At 54.9% G+C, this 18,886-nt stretch carries 22 protein-coding genes; 4 read left to right on the top strand and 18 right to left on the bottom strand.

Annotated features, from left to right (window positions below):
* Positions 1-11 precede the first annotated feature (11 nt).
* The 5 genes from flgN to KNP67_RS06960 form a co-directional block, all read right to left on the bottom strand.
* Positions 12-368, bottom strand: coding sequence for a flagellar export chaperone FlgN (gene flgN, locus KNP67_RS06980; RefSeq protein ID WP_029595003.1), 357 nt, complete (start codon positions 366-368; stop codon positions 12-14).
* Positions 369-480: 112 nt separating this feature from the next.
* Entirely contained in the window at positions 481-732 is a 252-nt protein-coding gene (locus tag KNP67_RS06975) for a flagellar biosynthesis anti-sigma factor FlgM (protein ID WP_021066556.1), read from the bottom strand.
* 24 nt (positions 733-756) lie between these two features.
* Positions 757-1,101 carry a flagellar protein gene (locus KNP67_RS06970; RefSeq protein WP_051627695.1) on the bottom strand — a complete coding sequence of 115 codons (345 nt, stop codon included), beginning with the start codon at positions 1,099-1,101 and terminating at the stop codon, positions 757-759.
* 58 nt (positions 1,102-1,159) lie between these two features.
* Complete coding sequence (locus tag KNP67_RS06965) at positions 1,160-1,828, bottom strand: ComFC family protein (protein WP_214756323.1); 669 nt, start codon at positions 1,826-1,828, stop codon at positions 1,160-1,162.
* Positions 1,825-2,982 (bottom strand): helicase-related protein, encoded by a 1,158-nt coding sequence (locus KNP67_RS06960; RefSeq protein WP_214756320.1) that lies wholly within the window; start codon positions 2,980-2,982, stop codon positions 1,825-1,827. Before KNP67_RS06960 ends, KNP67_RS06965 begins: the two co-directional genes overlap by 4 nt.
* A gap of 182 nt (positions 2,983-3,164) precedes the next feature.
* Here KNP67_RS06960 and KNP67_RS06955 point away from each other — a divergent pair, with 182 nt between their 5' ends.
* The gene (locus KNP67_RS06955; protein ID WP_131472897.1) at positions 3,165-3,518 is read left to right on the top strand and encodes a hypothetical protein; all 354 of its coding nucleotides are present in this window, start codon (positions 3,165-3,167) and stop codon (positions 3,516-3,518) included.
* A 54-nt stretch (positions 3,519-3,572) separates the two neighbouring features.
* Here KNP67_RS06955 and treC read toward each other — a convergent pair whose 3' ends face one another.
* The 6 genes from treC to KNP67_RS15560 all read right to left on the bottom strand — a co-directional run bounded on the left by treC (position 3,573) and on the right by KNP67_RS15560 (position 10,487).
* Positions 3,573-5,210 (bottom strand): alpha,alpha-phosphotrehalase, encoded by a 1,638-nt coding sequence (gene treC / locus KNP67_RS06950; RefSeq protein WP_214756318.1) that lies wholly within the window; start codon positions 5,208-5,210, stop codon positions 3,573-3,575.
* A gap of 83 nt (positions 5,211-5,293) precedes the next feature.
* A complete protein-coding gene (gene treP / locus KNP67_RS06945) occupies positions 5,294-6,742 on the bottom strand; it encodes a PTS system trehalose-specific EIIBC component (RefSeq protein WP_214756316.1) in 1,449 nt (482 codons plus the stop codon).
* Positions 6,743-6,944: 202 nt separating this feature from the next.
* Entirely contained in the window at positions 6,945-7,610 is a 666-nt protein-coding gene (gene treR / locus KNP67_RS06940; protein ID WP_251130829.1) for a trehalose operon repressor, read from the bottom strand.
* Between the two features lie 91 nt (positions 7,611-7,701).
* Entirely contained in the window at positions 7,702-8,550 is an 849-nt protein-coding gene (locus KNP67_RS06935) for a DegV family protein (RefSeq protein WP_058764224.1), read from the bottom strand.
* A 94-nt stretch (positions 8,551-8,644) separates the two neighbouring features.
* On the bottom strand, positions 8,645-9,337 hold the full coding sequence (locus KNP67_RS06930; RefSeq protein ID WP_214756313.1) for a response regulator transcription factor: 693 nt from the start codon (positions 9,335-9,337) through the stop codon (positions 8,645-8,647).
* A 25-nt stretch (positions 9,338-9,362) separates the two neighbouring features.
* Positions 9,363-10,487, bottom strand: a complete 1,125-nt coding sequence (locus tag KNP67_RS15560) for a sensor histidine kinase (protein WP_201455031.1) — start codon at positions 10,485-10,487, stop codon at positions 9,363-9,365.
* A gap of 174 nt (positions 10,488-10,661) precedes the next feature.
* Between KNP67_RS15560 and KNP67_RS06920 the strand changes: the two genes are divergently transcribed.
* Positions 10,662-11,303 carry a YigZ family protein gene (locus tag KNP67_RS06920; RefSeq protein WP_214756312.1) on the top strand — a complete coding sequence of 214 codons (642 nt, stop codon included), beginning with the start codon at positions 10,662-10,664 and terminating at the stop codon, positions 11,301-11,303.
* Positions 11,304-11,344: 41 nt separating this feature from the next.
* Positions 11,345-12,367: an LCP family protein gene (locus KNP67_RS06915; protein ID WP_214756311.1), complete on the top strand. Its 1,023-nt coding sequence runs from the start codon at positions 11,345-11,347 to the stop codon at positions 12,365-12,367.
* A 48-nt stretch (positions 12,368-12,415) separates the two neighbouring features.
* Here the strand turns inward: KNP67_RS06915 and KNP67_RS06910 are convergent, their stop codons facing one another.
* The 5 genes from KNP67_RS06910 to KNP67_RS06890 form a co-directional block, all read right to left on the bottom strand.
* Positions 12,416-13,468 (bottom strand): glycosyltransferase family 4 protein, encoded by a 1,053-nt coding sequence (locus KNP67_RS06910; RefSeq protein WP_214756310.1) that lies wholly within the window; start codon positions 13,466-13,468, stop codon positions 12,416-12,418.
* A gap of 126 nt (positions 13,469-13,594) precedes the next feature.
* Positions 13,595-14,008 carry a Rok-like winged helix domain-containing protein gene (locus KNP67_RS06905; RefSeq protein ID WP_029594989.1) on the bottom strand — a complete coding sequence of 138 codons (414 nt, stop codon included), beginning with the start codon at positions 14,006-14,008 and terminating at the stop codon, positions 13,595-13,597.
* A 218-nt stretch (positions 14,009-14,226) separates the two neighbouring features.
* On the bottom strand, positions 14,227-14,892 hold the full coding sequence (pgmB, locus tag KNP67_RS06900; RefSeq protein ID WP_021066537.1) for a beta-phosphoglucomutase: 666 nt from the start codon (positions 14,890-14,892) through the stop codon (positions 14,227-14,229).
* Positions 14,893-15,092: 200 nt separating this feature from the next.
* Positions 15,093-15,428, bottom strand: a complete 336-nt coding sequence (locus KNP67_RS06895; RefSeq protein WP_029594988.1) for an Asp23/Gls24 family envelope stress response protein — start codon at positions 15,426-15,428, stop codon at positions 15,093-15,095.
* Positions 15,429-15,501: 73 nt separating this feature from the next.
* On the bottom strand, positions 15,502-16,557 hold the full coding sequence (locus KNP67_RS06890) for an acyltransferase family protein (protein WP_029594987.1): 1,056 nt from the start codon (positions 16,555-16,557) through the stop codon (positions 15,502-15,504).
* Between the two features lie 277 nt (positions 16,558-16,834).
* On the opposite strand from KNP67_RS06890, the gene KNP67_RS06885 reads away from it, so the two are divergent.
* Positions 16,835-17,323, top strand: a complete 489-nt coding sequence (locus KNP67_RS06885; RefSeq protein ID WP_029594986.1) for a hypothetical protein — start codon at positions 16,835-16,837, stop codon at positions 17,321-17,323.
* On the opposite strand, the gene KNP67_RS06880 is transcribed toward KNP67_RS06885, so the two are convergent.
* Positions 17,320-17,919, bottom strand: a complete 600-nt coding sequence (locus KNP67_RS06880; RefSeq protein ID WP_021066533.1) for an alpha/beta hydrolase — start codon at positions 17,917-17,919, stop codon at positions 17,320-17,322. The two genes, KNP67_RS06885 and KNP67_RS06880, sit on opposite strands and share 4 nt — an antisense overlap.
* On the bottom strand, positions 17,916-18,860 hold the full coding sequence (locus tag KNP67_RS06875; protein WP_214756309.1) for a ring-cleaving dioxygenase: 945 nt from the start codon (positions 18,858-18,860) through the stop codon (positions 17,916-17,918). The genes KNP67_RS06880 and KNP67_RS06875 overlap by 4 nt, the downstream gene beginning before the upstream one ends.
* Positions 18,861-18,886: the final 26 nt, after the last annotated feature.

Raw genomic sequence — 18,886 nt, 5'->3', positions numbered from 1 at the left:
AAACTTCCTCCTTATACATCCCGGCTGAACGAGCGCGTCTCGAGCGCCTGTTGACCGTACGTGAAATCATCTGCCTCTGGCATGAGCATGTCCAAATGCCATTCGATATACCGGAGCGACTGTTCGAGCAGGACGGCGTTCAGTTCATTCTGCCGTTTCAGCTCGAGGACGACCGGTCGTAACGCTTCCTTCTCTTCATCGTCCAAAACGAGCGTTCCTTGAAGTCGTTCCGCTTCTTTTTGTTTGATTTGTCGGAGAATCGTCGCCTCTTCCTTGACGAGTGCGCTAAAAGCGGGCATGTCTCCGTTGACGAGCAGTCGTTCTTTGTCATAAGCCAGTTCGAGTAAACGTGTATGTAATGTGAGCATAAGTCTCTCCTTTGTCCAAAAAAAGAGCCGACTAAAGAAAGGGTGTCCCTTGTTTAGTCAGCTTCCGTGCCATCTTATTTATGCGAAGGTCTCCCTCGGACCCCGCTTTCATTCATCCTTGTAGAAAGCGTTTGGCGATGTCGCGCGCGTCCCGTGAATACGTCCCGGCGTTAATCTCCGCCTTCAAGGCGTTGATTTTTTCCAGACGCTCCGGGTGTTTCACCGGTTCTTCAAACCGGGCGCGGGCTTCGGCCGATATCGATAATTGGTCCGTTTGGCGTGTCAGCTCGGGCTTCGTCTCAGGTTGCGTTTTCTTCTCGTAAGTGTTCGGTAAGTGTACCCACTTTGCAGAATCGATGCGCATACGTGTCCCCCCTCTTCTCAGTTGTTAATCCAAACGATAAGCGCGAACGCTCTGTTTCGTGACGCTGGCTTGTAGCCCTTTCAGTTCTTGCTGCATGTCGGTCTGACAGTCCGCGCATACCTTTCCTTGGTTCGTCGGATTGCCGCAACGCACGCAGGCGATGTTCAGTGACGGATTGTCCTTGATGATCAGGCGTCCTTCATGGATGTATCGCGTGATATCAAGTTCGGAGACGCCTGTCGCTTCGACGAGGGCTCCGATCGTCGTCTGTTTGTTGGCGGGTTCGCGGATGAAGTCCCGGACTTTCAAGAAGTTTTGGAAATCGACTTCCGCGCAGGATGGGCAGTATGGCGAGCGGCTTTGTTTCATGAACAGCCGTCCGCACGTTTGACAAGTTGTTGCTTCCACAGTCATTCACCTCTGCCCTTTATATCGGACGCATTTTTAATTTGTTTAGCGTCCGGAACAGGCAAACGGCAGAAACTTGTTCCACCCCGGCCCAGCGCAAGGTGAGCGCCGCCTGATGGAGCGTCGTCCCCGTCGTATAGACGTCGTCGACGAGGACAATTTTGCCACAGCGTGGCAACTGCTGTACAGCGAACGGATTCGTACGGTGCCGCCTTTCTTCTTTCCCAAGTTCACGCTGACTCGAAACCTCGGATTTGACGAGCACCTGCTCCGTCGGTCCAATCATCCTTGCGAGCAGCTCCGCCTGATTGAAACGCCGTGTCCGCATCCGCTCCTCACTGAGCGGAATCGGGACGTAGACGACCCCTGGTTCTCGCGTCGCTCGCAGCACATTGCGTAGCTGTCGCGCCAGAACGACGTCGCCGCCGAACTTATAACGGTGGAGCCAATTCGCGCCCGACTCGTCATAAGCGAAGAGCGAACGGACGGTCAAGTCGAGACCAAGGGCGAGCCAACGGATACAGTCAGGACACGTCGCCCCGTCCGTGGTCGGGTGACCGCAGCGCGGGCAGCCCGAGATGATCGGGGTCAATCTCCCCTCGCAGTCCGGGCAGACCCAGTCCCGTTTTAAGAGCGTCGCCGGGCTCCACGGAATAGCGAACGGTTTTCGGCAGACGAGACAGTTCATCGCCGGTTCGCCTCCTCGATCTCGCGGATGGCCCGGTCTTGCCGGAACGTGCGCTCGTGGTAGAAGAAGACGACATCCCCGGTCGGCGCGGTCGGTTTCCGACCGGCCCGCCCTGCCATCTGGACGAGGGCGCGGGACGAGAACAAGGCGTGGCTGCTGTCGAGGACGGCGACGTTGACCCCGGTCACGGTCATGCCCCGCTCCCAAATCGACGTCGCGAGCACGATCCCGTTCGTCGCCTCGAGCCATTCGAGTGTATCCGTCCGCTCATTGGTATCTGCCGAGACGGCCTGGTAGCCGAACCCGTTCGCCGCGAGCAGTTCCCCATAACGGACGAGGTCCGGCTTCGTCGGGACGAACAGCAAACGTGGGGACCCCTCGTATTGCCCGCTGAAGTCGAGGATGGCTTGCCCCGTCTCACGGACGAGTCGCGGCACCGGCAAGTCGTGGCCGTGATAGCGACGCGATAGCTGCACGGTCGGAAACTGGCGCTGCCAGACGGTCGGCGTCGCCGTCACGAACAAGAATAGGCCTTTCCCGGCTCGGCGGAGCGTCCACCAAAGTGCCAAATCGAAGGCGAACGGGAAGGCATCAGACTCATCGACGAGGACGTAATCGAAGACATGTCGTAAGTTCACGAGCAGCGGCGCCGTCGCGACAGTGATCATCCCAATCGTGTCCTTGTCCCCGCCCCCGTAGCGCCGGGTGACCGGGACGGAGAAGGCGGCCTCGAGCCGGTCGACCCATTCGATGGCGACGTCACGGCGCGGCGAGACGATGAGGACACGCTTCCCTTCATTGACGACGCGCGCGATGACCGGGAATGTCATCTCCGTCTTCCCGGCTCCGCAGACGGCATGGACGAGCCCGCTCGTCCGAGATTCCCACCAGGTGAGCAACTGCCGGCTGATGTGTTGCTGGTCGGTCGACAGCTCGAACGGCATGACGAGTTCCGTCGGTTCGACCGGTGTCGTGATGTCTTCTTCCCCGAGACGGTCGCACTGACAGATACGGCCGAGATGGAGGCAATTCCGGCAATAGCGGCACGCACCGTGGTGGCACGTGAACGAGCGGGTGTCCGCGCTCAGACAGCGTTGACAGATGCCGAAGCGGATGGCGGGCGTGCCGGTCGGAGCGATGATGAGTTGTCCCAATACAATCAGTCCTTTTTGAATGAGGATATCATATGAGAAGCCGTCGGACATGAGGCGTTGTCAGCATGTAGCGGCACCATTCCCGTACGGAACCTGAGCCATTTGCGACTTACGACCGAGGCGAACGGTGCAACATCTCTTTTATACTAAGCGTAGTCCAATAATTGGAAAGCAGGTGTCCGATGCACAAACGACCGCTTCATAACGTCTTGACCGTACTCGGAATGATGGCCGTGTTCTGTCTCGGTTGGTGGGTGTGGTATGTGCTGAACGGCAGTGAGGCGGCCGAACAACGAGCCGTCCGAGCAGCCGAAACGTATGTCGACACGACGTATCCCGAGATGGAACTCGTCGTGACCGACGTGACGTACTTATCCCTGTACGATGCGAAGTATTACGTCTTGTTCGCGTCCCCGTCCCATGTCGAAGCTGAGTTGTGGGTTCGCGTCACTCGAGCCGGAGACGTCGTGGACGACAATATCGGGGATGTCGCGAACGTCTCACGGTCATTGGACAGACGCGACGCCTTCGACTAACACCTATAATCAAAAAACTCGCCAGACGATTTTTCGTCTGGCGAGTTTTTCTCGTTATGCGTTCCGCTTGTAGAACATGATCGCCTCATACGCCCGGAGCGACAACGTCGTCCCGTCGAGCTGCGGCACGTCATAGTTGTGGCTGACGACCTCGGCCTGCGAGAAACCTGCCGGGATCTCATACGTCGTCTCAGGGCCGTAGAAGTTGGCGACGACGAGCACTTCCTCGTCTTCCGTCTTCCGCGTGTACGCCCAGACGTCGAGCGCGTCCGGTGTGAGGAGCGTATAGTCCCCGTCCGTCAACACGTCGAACTCTTTGCGGAGCGAGATCAAGTTCTTGTAGTGGTAGAACACCGAGTTCGGGTCGTCGAGCGCCGTCTCGACGTTGACATCGGTATAGTTCGGCGCCACGTTGATCCACGGCGTCCCGCTCGTGAAGCCGGCGTGCGGCGTCGCGTCCCACTGCATCGGCGTCCGCGAGTTGTCGCGCGACTTCTGTTTGATGGCGGCCATCATGTCCTCGTGCGACACGCCCTGTTCGCGTTTCAAGTTATAGGCGTTGAGCGTCTCGATGTCACGATACTCGTCGAGCGAGTCGAAGCCTGGGTTCGTCATGCCGATCTCCTCGCCTTGATAGATGTACGGTGTCCCTTGGAGGCCATGGAGCACGGTCGCGAGCATCTTCGCGCTCTCGACGCGATGGTCGGTGTCGTTGCCGAACCGGCTGACGACGCGCGGCTGGTCATGGTTGCACCAGAAGATGGCGTTCCAGCCCTTGCCGTGCATCCCTTCCTGCCACGTCGACATGATGTCTTTCAGTTGGATGAAGTCGAACGGGGCGGCGACGAACTTCTCGCCGTTCGGATAGTCGACTTTCAAGTGATGGAAGCTGAACGTCATGCTGAGCTCGCGCTCGTCCGGGCTCGAGTAGCGGACGCAGTGGTCGAGCGTCGTCGATGACATCTCGCCGACCGTGATGACGTCGTGGCCGTCGAACACCTCGCGGTTCATCTCTTTCAAATATTCATGGATACGCGGCCCGTCCGTATAGAATTTGCGGCCGTCCGAGTCGTCTTGCGGAAAGTCCTGCTGCTTCGAGATCAAGTTGATGACGTCGAGGCGGAACCCTTTGATGCCTTTGTCGCGCCAGAAGCGCATCATCTCATAGACGTCCTCGCGCATCTGCTCGTTCTCCCAGTTCAAGTCGGCCTGGGTCACGTCGAACAAGTGAAGGTAGTACTGACCGCTCGCTTCGTCATATTTCCAGGCGTTGCCGCCGAACTTCGACTCCCAGTTCGTCGGTTCGTCGCGCCAGATGTAGTAGTCGCGATACCGTTCGTCCCCGGCGAGCGACTTCTGGAACCATTCATGCTCGGTCGAGGAGTGGTTGACGACGATATCCATCATGAGCCCGATGCCACGCGCCTCGGCCTCGCGGACGAGCTCGTCGAGATCGTCCATCGTCCCGTATGATGGATCGATCGCGTAATAGTCGCTGACGTCATAGCCGTTGTCGTTTTGCGGCGACTTGTACACCGGGGTCATCCAAATGTATTCGATGCCGAGCTCGGCCAAGTAATCGAGCTTCGCCGTCACCCCTTTGATCGAGCCGGTGGCATTGCCTTCCGGGCTATAGAAGCTTTTCGGATAGATTTGATAGACGACGGATTTGCGCCAGTTTGGTTGTGTCATAGATGTAGTCTCCTTTTGTAAGAGTTTTCATTTCGATAGGAAAAGGGGAAGAACCTCCGTCCCTCCCCTTGTCAGTAATCTTCTTATGCGACTTTGTTTTTCTCGATCTCGCCTTTTTTCATGTAACGTTTCGACAGGGCGAGCGTCAACACGAACGGAATGACGAGGGCGATGACCATCCCGACGATGAAGATAAGAATCTTATCGGTGAAGATTGACAGGAATCCAGGAAGACCCCCGACCCCGACAGCGAACGCCTGGACGTCGTTCAATGTGATGAACACCGCCGCGACGGCCGACCCGATCATCGCCGAGTAGAATGGGAACTTGTTCGGCAAGTTCACCCCGAACATGGCCGGCTCGGTAATCCCGAAGAATGCCGAGATCGATGACGTCGAAGCCATACTCTTTTGTTTGGCGTCGTGTTTGAACACGAGGAACATCGCGAGTGCGGCTGCACCTTGGGCGATGTTCGACAAAGCGAGCATCGGCCAGAGGAACGTCCCGTTCGTCTCCGCGATGAGCTGCAAGTCGATGGCGAGGAACAAGTGGTGCATCCCGGTAACGACGAGCGGTGCGTAGAGCAGACCGAACAGGAGTGCCCCGACGACCGGTACCGCTTCGAACACGTTGACGATTCCAGTTGCGATCACGTTACCGAGGCCGCGTGTGAGCGGTCCGACGATCGAGAGGGCGAGGAAACCGGTGATGACGATCGTCGTAATCGGCACGACGAGCAATTGAATCGCGTTCGGTACATGTTTTTTCAAGAAGATCTCAATGTGGCTCAAAATGAAGGCCGCGGCCAAAATCGGAAGAATCTGACCTTGGTAGCCGACTTTCTCAATCTCGAACAAGCCGAGAATGTTGAACGTCGGAACATCGCCTTCAAGCGCCGCTTGTCCGTAACCCCAAGCGTTCAAGAGGTCTGGGTGGACGAGCAAGAGACCCATGACGATCCCGAGCACTTCGCTGCCGCCGAACCGTTTCGTCGCCGACCAACCGACGAGTGCCGGGAGGAAGACGAACGCCGTATTCGCCATCATGTTGACGAGATCCCATAACCCTTGCAGGTTCGGATATTCCTCAATCAACGTCGCGCCTTCGACGAACAGTCCTTCTGAGGCGAGCAAGTTGTTAATCCCCATCAATAGACCGGCAACGATGATGGCCGGGATGATCGGCATGAACACGTCCGAGAACACTTTGACGAGCTTCTGGAGCGGGTTCATCTTCTTACCGCCCGACGATTTGACCTCGGCGACCGTCGCCGCTTCAAGCCCAGCGAGTTTGATGAACTCGGCGTAGACACGCTCGACGTCCCCGGCCCCGATGACGACCTGATACACACCCGAGTTTTCGAATGCGCCTTTGACGAGATCGGCTTCTTTCACTTTCGCTTCATTGACGAGCGACTGGTCTTTCAACGAAAGACGGAGCCGCGTGACACAGTGTGCCGCTTTGTCGACGTTATCCTTGCCCCCGATGGCTTCAAGGATATCCGCGGCTATTTGACGATAATCTGCCTTCATATTGTAGGCCTCCTTTGTTTGAAAACGTTTGTTGAAAACGGTTACTTATGAGTACAAACAAAGTTTAACTTATATAGATAAGTCATGTCAACAACTTATCTATATAAGTTAGGTGTGACAACTATGTGACAGGCGTTCAGTATTTTTGTTCCCTCTTGCCTTGATTCAAAACGAAAAAAAGACTCCTTTCGAAAAAGGAGCCTTACCGGCGCGCCACATCGCTGAACTGGAACTTGTCGAGCCGGTGGCGGGACTCGGTATATTCGAACTGTCTGCCCTCATAGAGGAACGTGTCGTTCGTGATGACGATGACGTATTCATAATCGTGCAGGTCGAGCCGCAACCGGTCGAGCTCGGTCACGTCCTCGGCCGCAATCTTCCGTTTGGCGTAACTGATTTGCATCCCGAGCTCGTGCTCGACATAGGCGTAAATCGATTGCGCGGCGATTTCTTCTGTCAGGCCGGGCACGAGGTCTTTGACGAAATAGTTCACGTCTAAGATGACGTTCTCACCATCGAAGTTGCGGATCCGTTCAATCCGGAACATGCGTGTCCCCGGCGTCAAATTCATCCGGTCGGCGAGCCACGCCGGCGCCTCGATGTCCTCGAACGAGGCGACCGATGTCTGAATCGAGCGACCGAGCATGCTGGCGTACACTTCGGAGAAACTGACGATGCCGTTGAACTGGAATTCGATTTGATCGCGCCGCAGCACGAACACGCCTTTCCCGTGATGCTTCCGGACGTAGCCGTGCTCTTGGAGCAAATCGAGCGCTTTCCGGACCGTCCCTCGACTCGCCTCGTACTCGTGCATGAGTTCGGTCTCGGACGGCAGTTTCGATTCCGCCGCATACTCGCCCGTCTTCATCCGCTCGGCGAGACGATCATAGATTTGACGATATTTGGCCACAGGCTCACTCCTCTCTATCGAAAAAGACGACCAGATGGCCGTCTTTTGTTTACCATTCGCGGCGATACCACGTGATGCCGATTGCGCCTGGCCCAAGGTGTGTCCCGATGACCGGTCCGAAATGACCGCCCGTGACATGCGCCTGCGGAAACTTCTGTTTCATCGAGGCGATTTCCTCGGCCTGACGTTCCGGGCAGTTGGCGTGGATGATGCCGATACAGTAGCCTGTCCCGTCGCCTTGAATCGACTGTTCCATCATCTCTTCGATGCGACGGACCGCCTTCTTGTACGTCCGAATCTTCTCGAACGGGACGATCATCCGGTCTTGGAAATGAAGCACCGGTTTGATTTGAAGGAACGACCCGACGAGCGCTTGCGCCGCGCTGAGTCGGCCGCCTCGTTGGAGGTGGTCGAGGTCATCGACGACGAAGTACGCCCGAATCAACTCGCGCATCTTTTCAAGGTGAGCCATGATTTCTTGCGCCGACGCGCCTGCATCGCGTAAATGAATCGCTTCCTCGACGAGGAACGCTTGAGGCATACATGAGATCTCCGAATCGAATGCGTGAACGTTGACGTCGACCATGTCGTTCAAGGCGATCATCGATTGATACGTCCCGCTGATGCCGCTCGAGAGCGTGATTGCGATCACGTCCGTCACCTCGTTCGGGAGACGCTCAATCAGTTCAATCGTTTCTCCGATGCTCGGCTGGGACGTCGTCGGCAAGTTCCCTGCCTCGATCCGGTCATAAAAAGCCTCGGTCGTGATATCGACGGCTTCGCGGAATGACTCCCCGTCAAAAATCACGCTGAGCGGTGCGACGTGGACGTCGTGGCGCTCACAAAATTCGGCCGGCAAATAGGCGGTACTGTCGGTCAAAATGGCTATGTTTCCCATGCTATATCCTCACTTTACATCGTTTCATTTTCCAATTGAATGTGGATTCCATTCCATATTGTAGCATAAAAACGATGTATTGCATCGGAAGAGGTCAAATCTCAACCCATCCGCGACGGATGGCGTCGACGACGGCTTGTGTCCGGTCGTTCACTTCCATCTTGCGGAGCACCGACGAGACGTGGTTCTTGACCGTCTTCTCACTGATGAACAGCATGTCGCTGATATCACGGTTCGAGCGGCCTTCGGCGAGCAAGTGCAACACTTCAACTTCACGGCGTGAGAGTAATTGGTAGACCGGGTCATCGGTACGGCTCTCGACGTTACGGCCGGCCTGTTCGCCTTTGAATTGGAGCAAGCGACGGTACTCTTTCAAGACGTTCGTCGTCACTTTCGGGTGCAAGTATGCCCCGTCCTTCGCGACCGAGCGCACGGCCGAGATCAGCTCGGTCGATGCGACTTCTTTGAGTAAGAACCCAGATGCTCCGGCTTCGAGTGCATGCGTGATGTACGACTCATCGTCGTGAATCGACAAGATGAGGACACGCGTCTCCGGTGACAGCACCGACAACTGTTTCGTCGCCTCGATTCCGTTCAGTTCAGGCATGTTGATATCGAGAATCAAGATTTCCGGCTTGTGCTCCGCGGCGATGCGAATCGCCTCCGTCCCGGTCCGTCCTTCGGCGACGACCGTGAACTCGTCCTCTAAATCAAAAATCCGTTTCAAGCCTTCTCGAAACAGCTCATGGTCATCCACAATCGCGATGCGTGTTTGTAATTGTTCCATCTGGATACTCCCCCTTGTTCTTGTCTTACGTGATCGGAATCGACATGCGGACGACCGTCCCTTTGCCGACTTCCGAATCAATGGTCATGCTTCCGTTCACAAGCTCGATCCGTTCTCGCATCCCAACGATCCCGAATGACTCTTCGCCAATCGAACTCGGCACGAATCCGACCCCATGGTCGCGTACATGAATATGTATCGCATCATGCGCTTGCTCGACGTTGACGATAATCTCCGCCGTCTTCGAATGTTTGATCGCGTTTTGGACTGCCTCTTGGACGAGCCGGAACACGTTGATCTCCAATTTCTCAGGCAGTCGGGCCCGCGAGCCCCGGTAGTTGAGCCGGGTCTTGATGGCCGTGTATTCCTCAGTCTGATGGAGATACCGTTCGAGCGTCGGCAAGAAACCGAGGTCGTCAAGCGACATCGGACGAAGGTCGTAGATGAGACGCCGGACGTCGACGAGCGCGCCGCGGATGAGGCGTTTCAGCTCGTGCAGTTCGGCGAACGCCTCGTCTTTCCCCCGCTTGTCGAACGTCTTCTCGATCAAGTCGGCCCGAATCAAGATGTGGGCAAGCGATTGCGCTGGTCCGTCGTGCATTTCACGGGCGAGGTGACGACGTTCACGTTCGGCCGCCTCAAAGACGCTGATTGCCATCTCTTGCTTCTTCATCATGTCCGAGTACTCTTGTTGCAGGTCGTCCCGCAGGAAGTTCAGCACGACGGAGACGCGGCTGACGAGCTTATCGGCCCGCTCAATCGTGTCCTCGAGAATGAGCAGGCGGCGTTCAAGGTCGTTGCGACGCTGTTGGCCGGCCATCTCTTCTTTTTGGATGAGAAAACGCTCGAGCTGCATTTGGTTGGCGCGTTCGTATGCCTCCCGAATCTCTTGCTCGCTATGTATATGAAACTTCTTGCTCACTTGGACGAGTTTGTTCTTCGCCGCTTTCACGAGCAGGTCGAGCCGTTCCGACTCCTCGATGTAAAACTCAATCTTTTGCGTCAACTCTTTCAGTTCGTTCTGAATCAACGAATATTCGTTGGCCGAACTCTCGGTAATCCGGACGATCTCCTCTTTACTTTCCGTCACCGTATCAATCATATTTGTTATGATATGTTCTAAAGCTGTACGATCGGTAATATGATTCACGATGCCATCCCCTAATAATTCGGTAGTAAGTCCTCATCTATTCCTATTATCGTCTGCGGAACGTTCGTTTACAGTAAAACTTGGAGGCTCTCCTTCCCTTTCGCCGCAACTGGCGTTGACGCCTACTTGAATTTTAAAAAAAATATTCAAAAATAGAAAGGAGAATTTTCAGAAATGTCTGCTGAACAAAATTATACTATAAAACAAGACGGAGAATACGAGGTCGTCATTCAAAAGTCAAAATTTATCGCCCACTTCAAACGGGTCACGTCCGAAGAGGAGGCGCAGGCGTTCATCCAAGCCATCAAGAAGGCGCATTGGAATGCCAATCATAACTGTTCGGCCTATATCATCGGCGAACGGAACGAGTTCCAAAAAGCGAACGATGACGGGGAACCGAGCGGGACGGCCGGGTTGCCGATGCTCGAGGTGCTCCGTAAACGCGAATTGAAGGATACGGTCGTCGTCGTCACCCGCTACTTCGGCGGCATCAAGCTCGGCGGCGGCGGACTCATCCGCGCTTACGGCGGCACGGTGAGCGAAGGGCTCGACGCGGTCGGCATCGTCGAACGCATCACGATGCAACGTTTGACGCTCACGGTCGATTACGGCTGGATTGGCAAGGTCGAGAACGAGCTGCGGCAATCGTCGTACCTCCTCGACGACATCGTCTACGCGGACACCGTCACGTTCCACATCTCGGTACCGGTCGAAGAGACCGATGCCGCCCTCGCCTGGCTCGTCGATTTGACGAACGGCCAAGGAGGACTCGAGACCCAGGACCAGCGCATCATCGAACGTGATTTTGTGCGGTAGGTCACGTATACTAAAGGAAACGAATGAAATGAGGAGACGACATGGAACAAGACTCCCGCAAGAAACGCCCCGTGTGGAAAATCGTCCTGCTCGTGCTCGGCCTCGTCCTGTTGATTGGCGGGTCGGCCTTCGGCTACTTCGTCTTTAAGGCGAACGAGACGGCGGAGAACACGAACAGCGAGCTGACACGCGGGGACAAGTCGGACCGTCGAGAAGAGACGGTCGATTTGACGAAAGATCACTTCTCCGTCTTACTCGCCGGCGTCGATGGCGGCGCCTCGCTCGAAGAAGGACGGACCGACTCGCTCATGGTGGCGACGTTCAACAAGGAATCGCGCCAAGTGACGCTCGTCAGCATCCCGCGCGACTCGTACGTCGATATCGTCACGACTGACGGTGAGTTCAAAGACAAAATCAACCATGCCTACGCCTACGGTGGCATCGACACGACGATCGCGACGGTCGAGAAACTGTTCGACATCCCGATCGACTACTATGCGACGATCAACTTTGATGGCATCGAGGATCTCGTTGATGCGGTCGGCGGCGTCGAGGTCGATGTGCTCGTCCCAATTTCCGGGCGGGCGACCGGCAACGTCGAACTCGAACCAGGTGTCCAGACGCTAGACGGCAAGGAAGCGCTCGCCTACGCGCGCATGCGCAAAGACGACCCTGAAGGCGACGTCGGACGGGCGAAGCGTCAACAGCAAGTGCTCGAGGCCATCATCAATGAGGCGACGACGATCAATTCGTTCACGAAGCTAAACCGGATTATGAATGCGGTCGGCGATAACATCCGAACGAACATGTCCCTCTCCGAGGCGTCCCAGTTGCAGCCGTATACGAAGTCGCTCCGCTCGTTCAACCAGGAGACGCTCGCAGGCGGCGACTTGACGCTCGGCGGCGTCTACTATTACGAGCTCGACCCGGCCGACTTGAGTGAGAAGCGCTCGCTCTTGAAGACCGAGCTCGGCCTCCCGCTCACGGCGGAAGATCGTGACAACGGGACCGGCGACGGTTTGAATGAAACAGAAGACGGTTTCAGCGAAACGACGACCTACTGACCAAACAAAAGCCCAAGGACACGATGTCCTTGGGCTTTTGTTGATGCTTCATGTCTTCGGTCGTCCGAGCAGACGCCGGGACGTCTGGATAATCGGCTTATAGTTCGGGTGAATCAACTCGGTCGACTCGACGATCAGCTCGATGACGATCAGGACGATGACGAACGTGATGATGGCTCCGAGCATCGTCGTCTTCGCGAACAGAATCGAGGCGATGCCGAAGAAGAACGTCATCCCATACATGAGCAGGACGGCTTGCCGCGTCGTGAAGCCCATATCGATTAACTGGTGATGCATATGCGACTTATCAGGCGACATCGGCGGACGCCCTTGCACGAGCCGACGGACGATCGCAAAAATCGTGTCCGAGATCGGCAGACCGAGCAAGAGGACCGGGACGACGAGCGAGAACAGCGTCACGTTCTTGAATCCGATCAAGGAGAAGACGGCGAGCATATAACCGAGGAAGAGCGCCCCGGTGTCTCCCATGAATATCTTCGCCGGATAGAAATTATGGACGAGAAAACCGAGCGTGCTCGCCAGGAGCAACAAGGCCATCATCGTCAAATAGACGTTGCCTTGGATGATGGCGAGCAGGGAAATCGTCCCGAGGGCGATGCTTGAGACGCCTGCGGCGAGCCCGTCGAGCCCATCGATCAAGTTGATCGCGTTCGTGATCCCAATCAGCCAGAGCACCGTCACCGGGATGCTCCATGAACCGAGATAGAGCTGCTGGTCGAACGGGAGGTTAATCAATTCGATGCGCATACCGGCGTTCAAGACGATGACCGTCGCGATCATCTGCCCCATCAGCTTGACGCGGGCCGTCAACTGGAACCGGTCGTCGATGAAGCCGGTCAAGATGATGACGACCGCCCCGATCAAGATGGCATCGTTATATCGACTCGTCGGCAGCAACAAGGCGTAGCCGATGAAAAAAGCGATGAAGATGGCGAGGCCGCCGATCCGTGGCATCGTCCGTAAATGTACTTTTCGGGCGTTCGGGTGATCGACCGCTCCGATCAGAAAAGCAAATCGGCGAACGAGCGGCGTGATCAAGATGGCCATCACAAAACTGACCAACATGGCAATCCATAACATGGGCCAACGTTCCTCTCTCATAAAAAAATAGACTCTGGCGAATTATAGCATATTTCCCGTGAGGCGAGACGTATCAGAAATGTTACAACGAAAAAATCCCGACGAGGTCGTCTCGTCGGGTCACGTTCAGGCGTGGGCCGGATGCGTCGTCACTTCATCCGTGGCCTCGTATGTATACAAGCCGCGGCCAATCTTTTTGATGTCAGGATTGACCGATTCGATTTTCACCATCAATTGGTAAATATTGCTAATGTGATGCCGATAGCGCAATTCGAGCTCCATTTGGATGTCCCGCACGCTCATCGTCTTCCGTTCTTTCAACAGGTCTGTTACCTGATGGACGTAGACCTCGAGCGGATAACGTTGATTGACGCGACGTGGGCGCATTCGTTTTGACGGATCGAGTAACGATTCTTCTTCCCGCTTGTTCCGGTTCAGTTCCGAAATCAAATACTCGGCCCTGCGTTGCAGCTGGCGATACGACTCTTCGATCTCCATCAGTTCCCGATAAATATTTTCATTCACGTTTGTAGATTCCATGCACAAATCCTCCTCTACACCTAATTGATGTTCCCCATCACCCAAATTCATCAATTATTACCAGTTATTACTTGTTCCCATATAAAAGTGTAACGGTTTTGTAATGTACTTGTCATCTATTTTTAGGCATTTCTATCTATTTTAGGTCTTTTGGACCAACACAAAAAGATGACGACTGTTCGGGGCAGTCGTCATCTCACGGAAGATGATCGTAGTCTTTACGCGCCGACGCGTTCGAGGATGCGTGCGAGCGAGAGTTCATCGGTCGAAGAAACGATGAGGTCTGCATGACCGAGCATCGACTCTTCCCCGACGGCGACAGCAAACATGTTTGCCGCTTTGATTGCAGTTACGCCTGCAGCTGCGTCTTCAACGCCGATGGCATGTTCGGGTTTCACGCCAAGGGCAGAGGCAGCCTTCAAAAACACTTCGGGATGTGGTTTTGATTCGGCGACAGTTGCTGCATCGACAATGTGATCGAAGTAATGACGGACACCAAGTGCGTCTACGACCGCGAATGCGTTTTTAGAAGCCGAAGCCATTCCGATTTTGAGACCAGCCTCTTTAATTTCATCGAGGAATGAAATGATGCCCGGCAACAAGTCGGCTGAAGAGATGTGTTGAATGAGTTCAACGTAATGCTCGTTCTTCTTCTGTGCGAGTTCCGCTTTTTCATCCGGTGTGAAATCGTCCTGTCTTCCACCGAGCGCGAGGATGCGCTCGAGCGAGTCCGTCCGACTCACGCCTTTTAGCGTCTCATTGAACTCGCGGTCAAACGGAATATCGAGCTCTTCTCCAAGTTGTTTCCAAGCGAGGTAATGGTACTCCGCGGTGTCAGTGATGACACCGTCCAAATCAAAAATGACTGCTTCAATCGTCGACATACATGCTTTCCGCCTTTCCTTCTAATGCTTCTGTCGTCAGACTACATTAAGGGAACTTGACAAGTACCCGTTGCACGATTGGTCATTGATGCAAACGGTTGCACTTGTTCGATTTCTATTATAAATGAAAAAGCCATCATCATGCAACCGCTTTCGCAAAAAAATAAAAAAGCAGGAGAAGCAGGTGCTTCTCCCACGACTTATAATTGGATTCCGACGACTTTCACGTTCACCGATAACGGTGTCATGGCAAGCATCGTGTCCATGTCTTGCGTGATGCGTTCTTGCACGGCCGTCACCGTCTTGACGATCGATTGACCGTACGCGATGTAAAGTGACAAGTTGATTGTGACGCCTTCTGACGACTCGTCGACTTTGACGTGCTTCATGAGCGCGCGCTCTGACAATTTCGTATCTTCTTGTGTGAACGACACGTATTTCGTCTCTTTGACCACGACAGCGGCGATCATTTCCACGACGTGGCGTGAGACGTTGACGTCTCCTTCAGTGCTGTGCATTCCATTTTCGTATGGCATGGTGTCACTTCCTTAACTCTAGTTTCGCTTCCCATCTTAAAGTGTAGCGGAAAACCGCCATTTAGAAAAGGGTTTACGATTTCACGTCCTTCATATCTTGGGCACGGCGAACGTCAATCTCGACGAGCGGCTTCAACAGCTTGACGACCGGCGGGCTGATAATGACCAGGACGATCAAGAAGGCGACGCCGAACAAGACGAGCAATTGGAGCCACGACGTCGGCATGAAACCGGCTGGGATGAACGCCTTCCAGGCGACGACGAGGAAGACGTGCACCAAATAGACGTAGAGGCTATACTTCCCGGCCCGGGTGAACACCGGCAGTTCACGCCCTGGAATCATCAAGGCGAAGCTGATCGCCATAAGAATCGACACCGTGTAGACGATCAAGAAAGCGAACGGCCCGCTCCAAATCGCCTCCGGCACCGCCGACTCATAGGCGAACCGGAATTTGAACAAGTTACCGATATGATAGAACGTACCCTCCTGTTGGAAACTCATCGAGGCGAGTAGCCCGAGCGTGAGCGTCGTGAAGACGGCAAAACCGCCAATCCGGTAACGGTTGCGCTGCTCGGCCCGCTTCGGCAATTCAAAGAAGTTCAACGTGTTCCGTTCGCTCATCCAGTTCCCGATCAAGAAGAACGGGTAGAACATGATGACTTTCCGGAGCGCGAAGAACCCGGTCGACTCAGCTTGGAAGCCGAACAGGAGCGCGAACAAGAGCGCGAACAGCACGTATCCTTTCAATTGTGTCACGTACGGGGTGATGACGTACCAGATGATAATCGCCATCAAATACCAGAGCGCCCAATACGGCGTCAAGATGTTCAGTGCAGGGTTCTCGAGTGATAAGAGCGGGATGCCCTCGGTGAAGGCGAACCACGAGCCGAGAATCACTTGCCAGATGACGTAGACGACGAACAACTGGATGACGCGCAAATAACGGTTCTCCCGGAAGAAGTAACCGCTCAACATGATGAACAACGGCATGTGGAACGTGTATAAAAATAAATAGACCCATTTCGGCAGGATGTCATCATACGCGCCGCGTACGTCGGTCAACAAGTGACCGAACACGACGAGCAAGACGAGCACGCCTTTAATATTATCGTACCAATGATTTCGCATGTCTTTCCCTCTAGTTCTTTATTAGTTTTCTGATGTTCTCTCTTTTTTGCCTCATCCATCATAGCCGATTTTTTGAGCTGATGAAATTACGATTCCACAAAAAAATGATGACTTCACTGTCATCATTCCCCGGATTTGCCCTCTGCAAGCCGAAACGTCAAGAAATCTTCAAGCTAGAGCACGTTTCGCGCGTATTCAAATAGACGAGAGTGGGTACAGTATAGTATAGTAGTCTTACTAAATAATCAGAATATTCTAATAAAAGGAGGTGTGGAGAATGGCTTCCGTCATCCGTAACCGTCATCATATGGTGCATGACCCGAAACGTTCATTCTCTAACTTCGGATTTTGGTGGTTCACCGGCGCCTTTTCCGTCGGACTGCTCATCGTCGCCTTCGAACCCATCCGGGAACGATTTACCGCCATCCATCCGATTCTGTCTGCCCTGTCGTTCGTGTTCATCTCGTTCTTCATCGGTGTCGCCATGAAGCTCGCCCGGGACGTCTGGTGGCTTAATTATCTGCTTGAGCGCACATCGAACCGGTATATGTACATCGGCGCGGATACGCTCCGCGGTTGGCAGTACACGCTTGACTCCATCTGGTTATTGACCCGCACGTCACAAAAAAAGCTCGGCCGATTGTATATCCAAATCGACCGAACCGTTCGTTCTGAAGAGGCGAAACGTCTGTTCGCCGCCTATTTGATTGATCGAGGTGTGCTCGTCGTCTATTCGAGACCACCGAAACCGAAGAAGATGGCTTAACCGAGGAACGGTTCTAGCCATGCCCGAGCTGCCTCGACTTCTTCCATGCGCAGCTCGTGTCCACCTCCGTGATAGAAGAGTTCGACGTCCGCTCCGGCACCCCGTAGCGTCGACGTGAGCTCTTCTGTTTCTGTTTTCGGGCAAATCGGGTCACGTTCTCCGGCCGAGATAAACACGTTCGCACCAGCGAGGTCCGGCAGCGTGAGCGAGCGGTCCGGGACCATCGGGTGGAATAAGAGCGACGCGTGGAATGCGTTTTGTCGGTACAGCGCCGAGCCGATCAAGTTGGCGCCGTTCGAATAACCGAGCGGAATCATCTTGTCCCGGTCGATGCCGTACTCTGTCGTGGCGTCATCCAAGAACGTCAAGAACCGTTCCGTCTGTTTCTTCAAGTCCTCGAGGTCGAGTACGCCTTCCGCGTGACGGCGGAAGAAACGGGACATGCCGTTCTCGAGGACGTCACCGCGCAGCGTCAAAATGTTTGCCTCCGGGGCGAGGATTCGAGCGAGCGGAATCAAGTCCTGTTCTGTCCCTCCTGTTCCGTGCAATAAAACGAGTGTCGTCTCGGTCGTGCCTTTGATGAATTGATGAATCATGTCATGTCTCCTCTCGGGATTGTAATCGTCGGTAACGTGCGAGTGATCGCCTCGCGGTCTTGTTCGAACCAAGCCGGGAGTTTGAGTGTCGAGCCGAGGCCCTCCAAGCTCTCATCGATCAAAAAGCCAGGAGCGTCGGTCGCCAGTTCGTGAAGAATCCGGCCGCCGTCATGGAAGTAGACCGAGCGGAAATAGTGACGCTCTTTCACTTCGGTCGGGCGTAGCCCGAGCTCGAAGATGGCGTCTTGCCATGAGGCATAGTCTTCCCCATCATTGATGCGCCAGGCGATATGATGGACTGTCCCCGAACCAGGAACCCCGTTCGGCAGGATGGTCTTTTTCACGTCGATGACGTTGCCGTAGTCGGCCGTCGCCTCAAGGCGAATCCATTCTGAATCTTCCCCTACCGTCTCAAAGCCAAACAGCCCCGTCAACAGGCGAACCGTCGCCTCCGGGTCTTTCGACAACAGCGTCGCCCCGGCAAAACCAACAATCGCCTCGCGTGATGTCAGGCCCGGCACGACCCAACTTGTCTGTTTCGTACTGGTCCGGGCGACAAGCTCGACGACGAGTCCGTCCGGGTCTTCAAACAAGAGTGACGGTTCACCGAATCGTTCGGTCGCGACCGTTCCAACGCCATGGTCGTTCAATCGTTTCTCCCAGAACAAGAGGCTGCCTGCTGGCACGAGATAGGCCGTGACACCGACCTGTCCGCTGCCGACGCTGCCCTTGCCGATCCCTGGGATCGGGAAGAACGTGATGACCGTCCCTGGTGAGCCTTGCTCGTCCCCGAAATAGAGGTGGTATGTGCCCGGGTCGTCGAAGTTGACCGTCTGTTTAACGAATCGAAGTCCGAGGACATTCCCGTAAAAATCGATGGTGCGTTGTGGGTCTTTCACCATCGCTGAAATGTGATGGATGCCCGCTGATTGCTTTGTCATGTCATGTCCTCCTTATTATTATCTTG

Source organism: Exiguobacterium sp. s157 (genome assembly GCF_018618205.1).
Taxonomy (GTDB): domain Bacteria; phylum Bacillota; class Bacilli; order Exiguobacteriales; family Exiguobacteriaceae; genus Exiguobacterium; species Exiguobacterium chiriqhucha.
This window is presented reverse-complemented; position numbering and strand designations above follow the sequence as displayed.